General features: G+C 41.0%; 12 protein-coding genes. 4 read left to right on the plus strand and 8 right to left on the minus strand.

The window, feature by feature from the left end; all coding sequences use genetic code 11:
- Positions 1 to 183 precede the first annotated feature (183 nt).
- The 4 genes from ACFSQ0_RS00195 to ACFSQ0_RS00210 all read right to left on the minus strand — a co-directional run bounded on the left by ACFSQ0_RS00195 (position 184) and on the right by ACFSQ0_RS00210 (position 6,563).
- Complete coding sequence (locus ACFSQ0_RS00195) at positions 184 to 987, minus strand: DUF1206 domain-containing protein (protein ID WP_379042439.1); 804 nt, start codon at positions 985 to 987, stop codon at positions 184 to 186.
- 135 nt (positions 988 to 1,122) lie between these two features.
- Entirely contained in the window at positions 1,123 to 3,024 is a 1,902-nt protein-coding gene (locus tag ACFSQ0_RS00200; RefSeq protein WP_379042442.1) for a cystathionine beta-synthase, read from the minus strand.
- A gap of 152 nt (positions 3,025 to 3,176) precedes the next feature.
- Entirely contained in the window at positions 3,177 to 5,207 is a 2,031-nt protein-coding gene (locus ACFSQ0_RS00205; protein ID WP_379042445.1) for a TonB-dependent receptor, read from the minus strand.
- A gap of 117 nt (positions 5,208 to 5,324) precedes the next feature.
- Positions 5,325 to 6,563: a PQQ-dependent sugar dehydrogenase gene (locus ACFSQ0_RS00210; protein WP_379042448.1), complete on the minus strand. Its 1,239-nt coding sequence runs from the start codon at positions 6,561 to 6,563 to the stop codon at positions 5,325 to 5,327.
- 387 nt (positions 6,564 to 6,950) lie between these two features.
- Here ACFSQ0_RS00210 and ACFSQ0_RS00215 point away from each other — a divergent pair, with 387 nt between their 5' ends.
- Positions 6,951 to 7,145 (plus strand): cold-shock protein, encoded by a 195-nt coding sequence (locus ACFSQ0_RS00215; protein WP_147861263.1) that lies wholly within the window; start codon positions 6,951 to 6,953, stop codon positions 7,143 to 7,145.
- Between the two features lie 133 nt (positions 7,146 to 7,278).
- On the opposite strand, the gene ACFSQ0_RS00220 is transcribed toward ACFSQ0_RS00215, so the two are convergent.
- From ACFSQ0_RS00220 to ACFSQ0_RS00230, 3 genes are all read right to left on the minus strand, one after another.
- Positions 7,279 to 7,821 (minus strand): hypothetical protein, encoded by a 543-nt coding sequence (locus ACFSQ0_RS00220; protein WP_379042451.1) that lies wholly within the window; start codon positions 7,819 to 7,821, stop codon positions 7,279 to 7,281.
- An 88-nt stretch (positions 7,822 to 7,909) separates the two neighbouring features.
- The gene (locus ACFSQ0_RS00225) at positions 7,910 to 9,193 is read right to left on the minus strand and encodes a MutS-related protein (RefSeq protein ID WP_379042454.1); all 1,284 of its coding nucleotides are present in this window, start codon (positions 9,191 to 9,193) and stop codon (positions 7,910 to 7,912) included.
- Positions 9,194 to 9,243: 50 nt separating this feature from the next.
- The gene (locus ACFSQ0_RS00230; RefSeq protein ID WP_379042457.1) at positions 9,244 to 10,062 is read right to left on the minus strand and encodes a metallophosphoesterase; all 819 of its coding nucleotides are present in this window, start codon (positions 10,060 to 10,062) and stop codon (positions 9,244 to 9,246) included.
- 144 nt (positions 10,063 to 10,206) lie between these two features.
- Here ACFSQ0_RS00230 and ACFSQ0_RS00235 point away from each other — a divergent pair, with 144 nt between their 5' ends.
- Entirely contained in the window at positions 10,207 to 11,421 is a 1,215-nt protein-coding gene (locus tag ACFSQ0_RS00235; protein WP_379042460.1) for a serine hydrolase domain-containing protein, read from the plus strand.
- Here ACFSQ0_RS00235 and ACFSQ0_RS00240 read toward each other — a convergent pair.
- The gene (locus ACFSQ0_RS00240) at positions 11,418 to 12,029 is read right to left on the minus strand and encodes a sigma factor-like helix-turn-helix DNA-binding protein (RefSeq protein WP_379042463.1); all 612 of its coding nucleotides are present in this window, start codon (positions 12,027 to 12,029) and stop codon (positions 11,418 to 11,420) included. The genes ACFSQ0_RS00235 and ACFSQ0_RS00240 overlap by 4 nt on opposite strands.
- A 413-nt stretch (positions 12,030 to 12,442) precedes the next feature.
- Between ACFSQ0_RS00240 and ACFSQ0_RS00245 the strand changes: the two genes are divergently transcribed.
- Together ACFSQ0_RS00245 and ACFSQ0_RS00250 are read left to right on the plus strand one after the other, a co-directional pair.
- Entirely contained in the window at positions 12,443 to 12,988 is a 546-nt protein-coding gene (locus tag ACFSQ0_RS00245) for a hypothetical protein (RefSeq protein ID WP_379042466.1), read from the plus strand.
- A 10-nt stretch (positions 12,989 to 12,998) separates the two neighbouring features.
- Positions 12,999 to 13,586 (plus strand): hypothetical protein, encoded by a 588-nt coding sequence (locus tag ACFSQ0_RS00250; RefSeq protein ID WP_379042468.1) that lies wholly within the window; start codon positions 12,999 to 13,001, stop codon positions 13,584 to 13,586.
- Positions 13,587 to 13,954 lie beyond the last annotated feature (368 nt).

The following is a 13,954-nucleotide window of genomic DNA, read 5'->3' on the forward strand; positions in this document are numbered from 1 at the left end:
GTAAGTTACATATTGTATCGGGAAGTAAAACCCCTTAAAGAATTTTTAAGTTAACTTTTGTTTTTTTGCATTTATAATACGCCTTTATTTAACGGCTAATGAAGCATTAGCGAGGTACTTCATAATATGAATTCGAGCAAACTATAGCTAAAAGCCTGTGGGCGGTTGCCCCATGCTGGGCTATTAGCTAGGTTGTTCTGATGGCTTAGCTTGTTCTGATTGAAAACGCCTGTATTTCGATAAAAATATAAAAAATGCTCCGTAGGCTATAAACCCCACTGCGGTAAGAATCATTAACAAACGGCTCCAAGAAGTTTGTTCTAAAAAAGCAAAGGCATCCTGAATTCCTTTAATTTCTCGGTTGCCCGAATAAAAGCCGGCACGCAAAAAGAAATAGGCAATGATTAAAACCACAAAGGCACGGGCATAAAAACCAAATTTTCCCATCGCTCTGATGAGCCTATAGTGTTTTTGGCCTTCTAAATTAAATTGATCGAGTAGTCCGCCACGAAAAGCGCCGCGAATGAGCACTATGCCTTGCACCGCTAAGATTATACCAATCAAGATAAAGCCGTAAGTCAGAGCGGTAGAACCGATAAATTGCGCATAAGAAGTGCTTTGATCTCCTGTATAATCTTGGGTGAATAAATGATAAAAGGCCAATGCGGCCACTCCGGTGTACACTAGACCAGTGGTAAATAATCCGAACCGCTTTAATATGGCTTGGCGTTCTTTGCCCTTTTGTTCAGGATCATAAATACTTTGAATAAACATCCAAACCGAGTAGCACACCAAACCGCTGCCCAATAAAAAGAGGAGCGTACGTCCAAAGGCTTGTTGCTTTAAAAAAGATAAAGCTTGATTGGTACCCGAGCTTTGTCCGCCTAATTCTAGCGCTGCCAAAAGTGATAAGACACCAATAATAACGTAGATTAATCCTTTCGATACAAAACCAATAGCGGCTAAAACTTTAAAAGATTTTTTCAAGATAATTATAGCTAAGGCCTAATAAAAGTTTCCTGTTTACTACAAATGTAATCAAATTTTGACTGGCGTTTAGCATTCTAACCCACACAAATGCTAAAGCTTGAGATTAAAAAAAGAGGCTTTCGCCTCTTTTATTTAAATATGTTTTTGCACAAAATCGCTAAAAACCGATTGGTGGCGTTCCAAATCCAATTCGGGAGCTAAGGAAACACGTACAATATAATCTTTATCGGTTTCTTTGGTAGTTCCTTGGGTTGAGGTGGCTGGGATAGTCCAATAACAACCTTTCAACTGCCCATAACTCACACAATATTTGCTTTCCTCAGGAATTTGCGTGATCATCATTTGTATCAGCTTATGGTTTAATGCTCTTTTATGGGTTTCACGTTCTTGATGCGTATCGCCTTTGGTAGGCAGATCTAATGAAAATACCGATGGGGTAAATCCGCGTTGCGCTAAATCCTCAGAAACAAAATTAATTTTGGCTTCGGGTAACTCTTTTTCAATAAACGCAACAAATGCACGGGTATTTTTATAAGCTTTCTCAATACGCTCAAGCATACTGGGTAGCTGTTCGGCTAACTTGGCATATTGTCTGGCGGTAGCCTCATTGTCGCACAGTGTCAAATGCGTGGCTATTTTACTCATCATCGCTTGAGACTGCTGGTTGCCCACACAATAACCGGCTGTACATTTTCCTCCACTAGGGAATTTAGATCCGCTGGCATAAGCCAAGGCATAGCCTTCTGCTAGAATATTATTGTTATTTTCATCGCTTTGCTGACTTAAAAAGGGAACATTCGGACAAAACGTTTGGTCCAATATAAAAACGGGAGCGATGGCAGCCGTGCCGCTTGGGGTTTGTCTAGATTTTCGTAAAGCTGCGGCTAAACCTTCTAAATTAGGTACTTCTACTCTTGGATTGGTAGGAATTTCGGCAATGATATAAGGTACTGCGTCTTCTTTCGATAGTTGACTCAAAACCTGTTCTACACTGCTTACCATGTCATTATCTCCATCAACGGGTAAATCTACAATACTAACCTGATCTAAACTTTGGGCTAACCTGCGCGCTTGATCATTGGTGCCGCCATAGCAATTTGGGGGTACGATAAATTTTATCGGTTTGCCCGGATGTTGTTCTTGAGCATAATCCACCAATCCCATCATAATGGCGTATTGCATCGATAATCCAGATGAGGCAACCAGAACTTCTCCCTTTGTACCCGTTATTGACCGAATGTTATCGGCTACCTCTTTTTGATTAGAAGCTTGGTGAATTTCGGCTTGTTCTAAAGGTTCATTTGCCAATCGTTGTAGTCCGCGGTAAGCGTTTAACGGAGTAATGGCTACAGTTTCGCGTCTTCTAACATGCTGTATTGCCCCTATGCTCGACTCTTCTTGATTAGGCCCAATATATAGAACGCTACCTAGTGCGGCATCTAATCCTACCAGGTAATCTATCGGGCTATCAGTAGCGGTTAAAACCGACTGTTGTGCCGTCCAATCAAAATTGCTTTCAACATAAACCAAACTTGCTGATGCTTGATAACCAGGGGTGTCTTGAATTTGGCTGGGGTCTTTTACCGGCAACCACTCTATTTGGTAATCGTAAACTTTTTTTATTAAGTCTTGATCCAGTGCGGGGGGTAAGGCTCCACTATAAGCGATTTGGGTAACTTTACCGGCCAGACTGTTGGTGCGGGCTATAGCTAAAAGCGGCATACTTAAAGATTGAAAACAAATCACTCGATCTGCCGATAGTCCTTGTAACTGTGCCAAACTCCACTCCAATACACTAGACAACGGATGCCCCAAGCGAATGTAATCATAAGCCGTTGGCAATTGCGCCAGCCTTTCGGTAAATGCTGCTCCACTAATTTCTGAGTTCATTAATTCTTCAAAGGCTTGCAAAAACTGTGTTTTAGCCTGATTTTCTTGATAAATATCTAGCCGATGCGTAGTTAATTTTAACCAATCTTCGGGTGTATGGGTCAGTATGTGTTTTAATTGTTGTTGTATATTTTTTTGCTCCATTTTGTGCTGCTTTTCTTTGTGCTGCAATTTACAATAATTGCCTTGTTCTATAAAACCATTGCACTGTAGATAGGCTTAACAACTTGTTAAAGTGCCTTAATATGTTAAAGGGAATTTTGCTAAATCTAGTAGTTTTTGCTTACTGGGTTGCCTTAAAACCTCCAATGTAGCCCTGCATAGAAGTTGCGCTCGGGGGCTGGATTGAAATAGCGTTTTCCAAAAGCATTGATGTCGTTTCCTAAGCTATAGCGCTCATTTAATAGATTATCTACCCCTGCAAATAAGCGAAAACGCATTGCGTATCCTAAGCTTTGTTGCCAATTCAGTTGTAATTGAACCAAATGAAAGGCCTCGCTAAAAACGGTATTGGCATCGTTTAACGGGTAGCTCGAAGTGTATCTATGGTTAAGCGCCATACTCCAAGGTTTTCCCATCGCTAAGTTTAAGCTGTTGGCGAGCATCCAGTCGGGTACAGAAGTTACGGGATTACCGCTATAATTGTTTTCTTTAACGATGTAACGCTCAAATTCATGTTGATTATAGGTAAGCGCCGTATGCCATTGCAAATTATGCAATAACCGAGAGCTGTCTTCAGCCAAGAGCCTAAACTCACCCGTTAATTCAATTCCGTTTTGCTTTAATTCGCCTGCATTGACAAAATACTCATTTCCAGCGGCATTGAGCTGCCTTACAATTCCCGATTGAATAGGGTAGGTGTAGGCGCTTAAGTCTAGCACCAACCATTGTTTAGGGTGTTGAAACCTAAAACCTAACTCATAATTTACACCTTCTTCGGCCTTTAGATCGGTGTTGATTTTATTGGTAGAAGAACGAACTTCGGCCAGTGTGGGCGCAGAAAATCCTTTGGCTACAGACGCACGCATACTCCATTGCCGATCAAAGGTATAACGACCCGCAATTCTGGGCATCCAAATAGCATCATACTTTACTTCGCCTTGGGCACGAGCGCTAGCAGGAAAATACGTGGTATAGCCCAAAGTAAAGTTATGGTAACCCAGAGAAGTTTCTAGGCTGAGCTTTTCTTTCCAGCCGATTTGTGTACGTAAAAAATAGTTTTGCCTGCTATTGGTTAGATCATCTTGTGCCTGTAAGCCTTGTGGCTCTCCTTGGTTGTTGTCAAAATTTTCAAGCGCATACCAACCTTTTTGCCCTTCGTAACCTAGTTGTGCCTCAAAATGCCAAGTAGTAGCGATTTGATTTTGGTAAGAAAGATAAGTGCGCAAGCCAATATTTTCTTCTTTACGGAATTCATAATTGGTGATAAACGGATTTTCGAAGTCGGTAGAAGAACCAAATAAACTGACTTGATGTTGCCAATGTTTGCTGATGGTGATCTGATGGGTGATGCCGCCAAGCAGACTTCGGTTTTGAATGCCGGCTTCCTGAGCTTCGGCTGATGGAAATCGGCTCGATGCGGGCCGGGCCATACGCCGTTGTTCCTCTAGTTGCTCCCGCGTCAAGCCTCCAGGCGTTTCATAATGCAAATCGGTATACAAAAGTAAAAAACGCAACTCACTATTGATCGCATATTGGTAGCGATGGGCGGTTTGTATACTTTTTTTACTTAGCGCAGTATGGTCTCGGTAACCGTCTGATTGTTGATACATTTGATCGATAGAAAAAGAATACCGCTCATAACTTCTTTGCAGACTAAAGTGCTCTCGAAACAAGCCATATGCTCCACCACCCAAACTTAATTGTTGTTTGTTTTCGCGAACATTAAAGCCTTTGGGCTCAAGGCGAATCACCCCACCCGAATTGGCTCCATATAAAGAGGCATTAGGACCTTTTAATACTTGCAATTGAGCGAGTGCCGCAGCGTCAATTAAATTGATATAGGTGTTTCCACTGGCATCGGTAAGCGGAAAATCACCGAGATAAACCTGTAAATTACGCACCCCAAAAGGCGAACGGATTAAATTTCCGCGTAAAGCGATGCGATAACTGCCTGGTGAACGCTCTTCCATTCGCAAACCGGCAACCTGGTTCAAAGCGGGTACCAAACTACCGGTATAAGTAGCCGAAAGCTGAGGTTGCCCAACGATCTGTGCCGTAGCATTTAACTGCTGCAGCGGCTGTTGTGGGTTATGGGCAATAATATGCACGCTATTAAGAGCATCAACGGCGGTGCTGTCTTGATTTTGGGCGCTCGCGCTCTCCAATCCTAAAACGTTTAATCCGCCGAGAAGAACGAAAAATTGTATCGATGGTACAGAACGAGAAGTAAAATAGCTTGCTAGACGCTTTACTAACAGATTAGAAGAGACGGTATACAAGATTTATTTCTTTTGAATAACAAATAACTTTCCGCTTTGGCTTATCGCGTATAATTTACCATCCTTAGCTTCGGTAATCGCTCTAAACCGTTCGCCTTTGTCGGCTAACAGACGTTCTTCGCCCACCACGCGATTGTCTTCTAGTACCAAACGCGCAATGTGTTGGCTGCTTAAACCGGCCAGAAAAAGGTTGTTTTTCCACTCCGGAATTGCATCGCCAGAATAAAAGCTCATGCCACTAGGAGAGAGCACAGGATCCCAGTAATATACGGGTTGTTCCATGCCTTCTTTTTGTTGTATCGGCGGATCGCCAATTTCGGCGCCACTGTATTCTACCCCGTAGGTAATTACGGGCCAACCGTAGTTTTTTCCGGGCTCAATAAGATTGAGTTCATCACCACCACGGGGTCCAAATTCATTGCTCCACAGCGCTCGAGTCTCTGGGTGAATGGCTAAGCCTTGCGGGTTGCGGTGCCCGTAGCTGTAAATTTCGGGTAAAGCTTCAGGTTGATCCACAAACGGATTGCTAGCTACTGCCTGCCCATCTCTTGTAATGCGAATGATTTTTCCGAATGAAGTGCTTAAATCCTGAGCTTTTACTCGGGTTTGTTTATCGGAACGTTCTCCGATGCTCACCAATAAATTTCCCGCATCGTCAAATAGTATTCGTCCGCCATAATGCAAACGCCCATCGTAGGTAGGGCTGGCACGGTAAATAACTTGTACTTGTTCTATTTTATCGGCGCCTTGAGGCAGTTTTCCTTTGGCTACGGCCGTATGATTACCATCGGCTACCCGCTCGGTAAAGGTCCAAAAAACCATACGGTCTTGTTCAAATTCCGGAGAAAGACATAGGCCTAGCATTCCGCCTTGAGCGCGATCATCTACGTCGGGAAATCCTTTAATATCTTGAAGTATTTCACCCGTTTCCGGATTTAGCAAGCGCATAAAACCTTTATTTTCGGTAAGCAGTAAGTTACCATCGGGCATGGGCGTGATACCCCAAGGCTCTTGCAACTTATCGCTGCGTAAAATCACCTCATAATCGGTTTGGGTTTGCACTTGCGGTGCGCGGGTTTGGCCTTCAAAAGCCGGAGCATAATGCGCATTGTCGGGTTTAGGAGGGGTGTTTTTATGTGTTAAACTGTCTTGTGCAGCAGCAGTGGGTGTAGCTTGTTGGTTTTTAGGTTTACAGGCCAATAAACTTAAAGCGGAAAGGGCCAAGGCAAAAAACATTTTCATAGGTTGGACTTTAGTGGGTTGAAATACAAACTTAAATAATAATCGGCAGTAAATCCGCCAAAGCCTTGTATATTAACAGCTTGTTAGGATTGCTTTGGCTGCTATGTTTTTTATTTTTAAAACTTTAACATATTAAAAGCTTGTGGGAGATATAAAGGTGGTATGTTTGCTTAACATTAGAAACCACTTCAAATTCTAAGTAGTAGTTTATATTATTATTTGTTTTTCGAGTTCAACTCGCATTCTTATCGATTTTATTTCCTTTTTACTTTTTAATATTTGTTTTTATCTAATTGAAGGATGTTTAACATTCTGAGAGCTGATGAGCTGGTAGTTTGAAAAATAGGTTGCTGATGTATTTATAATAACAAATTAATATTTAGTAAAATGCAAGAAGGTACAGTAAAATTCTTTAACAACACAAAAGGATTTGGATTCATTAAATCAAACGAAACAGGTGAGGATATTTTTGTTCACAGTACAGGTTTAATCGATGAAATTAGAGAAGATGACAAAGTTCAATTCAACACCGAAAACGGTAGAAAAGGATTGAACGCGGTAAACGTTGAGGTAATCGACTAATCCCGCTTATAAGTTAAGTGCTTTTTCCAGCAATTGTAAGAAGTACTTCACAAAGCTTCAAGTACAAGAAACCCCAAATTATTTGGGGTTTCTTTATGGCTAAAAAGTAAGCATAAGGCTTGATGTGCTAAGGCTAAATGCCTAATATTTTTGCGTCTACAAAAAACTCGGTATCTACCAATATTTCATGATTGCGGGTAATCACCTCGTCGGTACGGGTGGCCAAACGCAATTTAAAATGGTCTTCTTTGATGTACTTCATTAAATTCTTGCGTACGGTGTTTAACTTTAATTTTTGTCGGCCATCGGCAGGAATATCTTCTAAATAAGCAATTTTCACCTCTTCGTGTTGCTCAGAATAAATATACACCTCGATGCTGTTTAAGAAATTGAAATTACCATCTTCTGGCGATTTTATACGCAACTCCATTTTGGTGAGTTCAATTTTTTCAACCAAATCCTTACGGGTATGGTTGCTTTCAAATTCGGTTTCGGCATTCGATTCAATCTCGGGCGACTGCACATTAAAGGGTAAATCAACAACCGCCGACGAGGGTATGGTAACGGTTTTTTGGTATTCGAGTTTAAAATGTGTTAACTCATCTATTTTATCGCAGGCTACAAAGGTGGCGATAAGCGCAAAACATAAAAGAACAATGCCTTGTGTTTTTTTCATATACGTCTGATTAAAAAAATAAATTTGGGGCAAAGTAATGGTTTGTACTGAATTAGCCTAATTTTTTAACACTTTGGCCGCCCAGGTACTAGGTGGTGTTTTGTACTAATAATTGTTCTAGACCTTCCTGCTTAAAAAGCAATTGCCCCACTTGCAGCGTAGACCAGCCTGGCACTAAGCGATAGGTAAACGCTGGCCGCTGCTCTTTAATTTGGCACGCCAGATGATAAGTCCCAACAGTGCTGAGGCAGCTTTGGGATAAGTCTAAAAGGTGCGTCGCAATAAAACAGTAGCCTTGTTGCCACTGATTGAGCCCAGTGATGCTTTTTTGCGTTAGCACTCGCGCATCCTCTGCATTGGTAGCATTAAAAAACTCGTCAAAAACCACCCAACAAGAATTGCCGCGTTGGGCTTGTAGCAAGGCTTGCTTAAAGTACATTAACTCTTGCATAAAATGACTGTAGCCTTGCTGTAGTGCATCGCGTTTGTGCAGGTGAATGCCAAAATAATCGATAAAGGGGAGCGATGCCTTTTTTGCGGGGACCGCCCATCCTAAATGCGCTAAATACACACATAAACTGATGCTTTTTAAAAAAGTAGATTTGCCCGACATATTGGCGCCATTGATTAAATTGACACGTTGATTACTGCTAAAATCATTTTTTACAGGTTCGGTTAAAGCGGGATGATAAAAGCCTTGGAGTAGCAGTTTTGTTGCGCCTAATTCAGGAAAAACAAAATCATTTTTGCTAATCGCTATACTTACCGATAATAAGGCCTCAAATTCAAATAAATCTTCCCAGAAAGCTTTTACCAGTCCTTTTTCTTTTAATTGGTGTACATGCTGACTCAAAGCAATACTATGCGAGAGCTTGAAAGCATCGGCTTGAATGGCTGCCTGATAACCCGATAGTTTAAATCCGGCTAAAAAAAACTGAATACCTTGTATTTTTCGTTTATAGGCTTCAGGAAAATCCGTTAATGACAATCGAGAAAAGTAGTTGAATTCTAATTTATGTAAAAACAAAACCAATAATTTATATTGACTTTGCTGTTGGTGCTTTTGCTTTCGCGTACTGAATAAGCGATAATGCCAAGTGCGTGCAGATAGGTCTTCTATATGTTCTTGTTGTAAAAAAGCAAATACTTCATTGAAATAAAGCGGACTGTAAGTATAGCTTCCCAATACCTTGTGCTGAGCAATCAAAGCTTTTAAAGTATTTTGCTGCGCTTCTACGGCTGTTGCGTTGGGTAAAGTTTGCTGCAAGAGTGCTTTTAAGCGTTGCTTAGTCTGCGCTTGTAAGGTAAAATCAAACAGCGGTAAAACTTCACTTTCTAAGGCTAAATCCTGTATTTCATTTGCTACTGACATAGTTTACTCGCTATTGTTCCTAATAAGTCATTAAATGTAATTCATTAGTATTAAACCTGCAATTCTACTACTTCGGCTCGAGCACCAAAACGCAGGGGTAAGATGCTGGTGCCAATTCCTTTCGAAACATACATAGGGTAACCGCCTTGGGTGTACCAACCGCTTAAATACTTACCGCTTCCTCTAGGCTTAAAGGGGGTGCACCCAAAAAAATTCAATTGACCCCCGTGGGTATGGCCGGCTAGCAATGCGTGCAAAGTAAAATTGGGTGGCTGTGCCATTACTTGATCGCGAAAAGCAGGGCAGTGACATAAAAGCAAGTTAACCTCTTGCGGAACGTAGTCCTTTGTGGTTGTGGTCCAATCGGGCGAACCGGCCACCCAATCGTCTACACCCAAAATACCAATGCGGCGTCCTTTTAGGGTAAATTGAGTGTGCGAATTGACCAACAATTGCACACCGTAGGCGGAATATAAATTTTTAAGCTGACTTAAATTCACTTTCCCCCAATATTCCCAATTGCCTAGAATCGCTACTTTAGGCAAGCTTTTGGGTAGTAAAGCTAGAAATTCTTCTAAGGCGGTTAAGCCTTTTTGCTCATCGATAACATCGCCCGTAAGCACCAATAAATCGGGGGGTTGAGCTTTAATTTTTCTAGCTATTTTACGCTGACGGCGGCCGAGTTGCTGCATATGTAAATCACTGATTTGCAACACGCGAATAGGGTGTTTTGGTGCGCTAGGCAGCACATGAACACTCCAATCAAGAACATAGCGTTCAAACCAACACATATCCCATACCAAGACGCCCGCAAGTGCTAAAAGCGAACCGCTAATGAATTTTCTTCGGCTAAGTTTTGACTTTTTCATAAACCAGCTCCAAGTTATTCTTTTTTTATCAATTAGCCTGCCGGTTAAACTAATTTTTCATCTACAAACCGGTCTAAAGAGTATAAATTATAAGTGCTCTAGAGGTGGCTCTGCCCTAAGTAGATTATCTTTGTCAAAAAAAAGATGCGTAATTTACCGCTTTCGGCTTTAAGCCTGATTTTATTATTATGGGTTTCTCCCATTTATGCACAGCATTGTGAGGGTGTGGCAACCCAAGACTTGTCTGCAGATCGCGATCAGATTCCCGGCAAGACCATGGGCCAAAAACTAGAGAGTTTATTGTTTTGGAACAATGAAGAAAAGTTAAACCGCTTTGGTAACATGCATCGGTTGTTTCCTAGTATAGCTATACCCGCTTCCGCGGAAGCGAAACCTCTTACCAAAGCCGATGTATGGTTTCAAGATGAGACGCAACAGCAAGCGATAAGCAGTTATATGCAAGACAACCAGCTTACGGGTTTGTTGGTTTGGCAAGACGGCCACATTCGGTTAGAGCGTTATGCAGCGCCCTTAAAAGCTGATGGAGTATGGACCAGCTTTTCGGTGGCAAAATCAATTACTTCTATGCTGCTGGGCGTGGCGCTAAAACAAGGCGATATTCAACATCTAGAGGATAAGCTTAAAACCTATGTACCAGAGTTGGCGGGTTATGACTATGGTGAGGTGAGTTTGCGCCAATTGGCAAGCATGACTTCGGGCATTGCTTGGAACGAAGATTACCAAGATCCCGAATCTGATGTTGCCCGTATGTATCAAGGCGAATGCCAAGGTGGGGAAGCGCATATATTAAGCTATATGAAACAATTGAAGAAAGCGCATGAACCTGGAGAGGTATGGAATTATAATACGGGTGAAACCGATTTGCTGGGTATTGTTTTACAAAAAGCCACGGGACAAAGTTTGGCGAGCTATCTCGCTGAACACATTTGGCAAAAATACGGCATGCAAGATTGTGCCTTTTGGCTTACCGACGAGTGTAGCGGTTTAAATTTAGGGGGCAGTGGGCTATCGGCGAGCTTGCGTGATTTTGCACGTTTGGGTCTTGTTATGATGCAAGAAGAAAGAGAAAGCACCGGCTTACTTGCAGATGCCTACCGCCAAAATGCAAGTAAGGCGCTGTACCAAACCCAAAGCGATGGGAGTGGTTATGGTTATTTGTGGTGGCGTACCAAGCATAGTGCCTATGCAGCCGCCGGAATTTTTGGTCAGTTTCTTTATTTGAATCCGAGTAAAAACTTGGTAGTGGTGCAATTGGGAGCCTGGCCAAAAGCCAGTACTAAAGAATTGGTGCAACGACGTATGAATTTCATTAAACAAATCGAAGCACAAATCGATTAAATTCCAGGAGCGCAACGCGCACAATGCGATTCGCCGCTAAGTGTTCCATTTTCATCTAGGGTATATCCGCAACAGTTTACCAAAGCCTCTTGCAACCAAGCCTTGGCTCGGCGAATACGTGCTTTTACATTGGCTAAACTAAGCCCTAGTAGAGCAGCGGCTTCTTGTTGTTTTTTACCGGCAATAAAACATAATTTTACCACCTCTTGGTAAGATGGGGGTAGCTCGCTTAAAAAGCGTTCCCAACAGCATGGGGTAAAGGCAGCGTTGTTTTCGACTACAGCCTCGTTTTCCAATAAAGGTAGATGCGTTTTTTGCTGAGCGAAATAGGTATAAACTTCATTACGGGCAATTTGAAACAACCAAGCTTTAGCTTTTTTATCGTCTCGCAGTTGGTGTTTTTTTAGGTGGGCCCGTAAAAAGGTATTTTGTAAGATATCTTTACTGGTCTCGGGCTGCTTTACCCATTTTAAGATAAAGTAGTAAATTGGTTTTTTGTATTCTTTCCAAAGTTCTTTTGTAAGCATAAAACAATATAAAAAAGCTTGGTTAAAAAACCAAGCTTTTGGTTTAACAACAAGTGCATTGGCTGCATTCACAACGATCACAAAGACAGTTATTTTGCGCGCAGTTCACGCAGTTACATTTTTTACATTCGCATTGTGTACATGTGCAAGTATTCATAATTTTTTGTTTTTAGGGTTCATGAAGTAGATAGAAAAGTGACCAAAAAGATACACTGAAATCCATTTTTTTTTAATCATACCGTTTTGTTCTTTTCTGGTTCTAGATTAAAGGCTAGGGCACTAATAGTTTAAATGTATTTCTGGGGATGGCAGTTGGCAACAAGCTTTTCAGTCTATGCGAGAGCTGTCAATTAATAATTTGCAGATACATAGTATTCAATTCATAATTTTTTGTTAATTTAGTAGGATAGGTAGAAGCCAAATGTGTGTGAATTAGGGGGTAAGGTGCCTATTGCAGTTTTTGTTTACCTTATATCTTATAACCAACAGTAAAAATGAAAAACTTTATAGTCTTATTTTTATTATGCTTTGCCTTGGGCTGTAATACCGTTGAGAAAAACAAGCTTGCCGTATTAACCGGCAACAACTTACAGGCGGTGGGGTTTTTAAACCAATCGGTATATTTACCTGCTGGTTTCCAGCCCGTGCACAAGGAGGATAATGAGGCTGCAGCCGAATATTTGGCTAATTTTGATGCTAATAGTGTACTCTTTGTAGATCGGCAAAATGGGGTGAATAGCATTACTTTTATGCCGGCCGATTATACCAAATTGTCTAAACCCTTAATCAATTACTATGTAAACGATCTCGAAAGGCATTTTTCTAAAGAAGGATTGGCGATGCAACGCTTAGAGGCCAAAATGTTGCGTTATGGTAGCGCCGAAATCATTAAAATAAAATACCTTCAAGCGCTTGAAGAGGCGCAGGCTTATATCACCCAGTATGTGGTGAGCCACGATTTGGAGACCTATATTATTTTGGTTCGCCACCAAGAAAATCAGGATTTCCTAGCAATTTTAAAAAGCAATTTTAACGTGTAAAATCAGGACTATGGCTACGCGACCAAAATACCTAAGCGGAAAATATGTTTTTATCATTTCACTTTTAGTCTTAGGGCTCAGTGTGGTTTTGGTTTACAGTATAGGACTTTCGTTTGATAAAAGACTTGAGGTGAAAATCTACACAGCCCTAAGTCTAATAGCTTCTTGCTTGTTTTTATTTATGACCTATGGGCTTTATACGGGTATAGGACTTATAGACGACTTCCCTAAATTTAAGCATTTTAAACGCGGCCATTTTTTTGAGCATATCACACCCGAAAAGTATGAAATGCCACAGATTGATACTGGCGATGGCATTGCAGGCCTGTTTTTATCGGTTATTTTATGGATTGCCATGACCATTCTTTGTCTGGTCATGTTACTTTTTTTAGAAGTCTTTTTTTGGTTCTCTCTATTTGTTTTACTCACCATGTTATATTGGGTGTTTTTTAGAGCAATGCGCATGGTTTTTAGAAAATCTAAAGACACCCAAAAAGATTTAGGTTTGTCGCTGCTGTACGCGAGCATCTATACCTTCTTATATGTGGGCTGGTTGTATGGCGTAGTTTATCTTTACGAGTTCTGGGCGGTAAACTAAGTATCGTAATCCACATAGTTTGGTTGTTTTTAATGTCGCTTACGCGGATGGAAATAATCGCCCGCAAATAAAGAAAACCATAGTTGGTTTTAGCGATAGCTCATTTTGCCTTGCTCGGTTATTATCCATTTAAATTTACCTTCTTTTTTTCTCTATTCTTTGGGTCGATGAACAACTTTTATCTAGCCCACTACCAGCATTTTTTAAAAACGATTTAAAGGCGATTTCTATTTAATATGCCTTGTGAAAAATAGAAGGATAAGCATATTTTTTAAAAAACTACCGCTACTTTTTATCCTATCTTCAAAGCCTTTTAAACAAAAGCCTTTGAAGAGGTAATAAAATATTGTACAATTTTTACTCAAAAA

This window comes from Mesonia sediminis (assembly GCF_042684705.1).
Lineage (GTDB): Bacteria > Bacteroidota > Bacteroidia > Flavobacteriales > Flavobacteriaceae > Mesonia > Mesonia sediminis.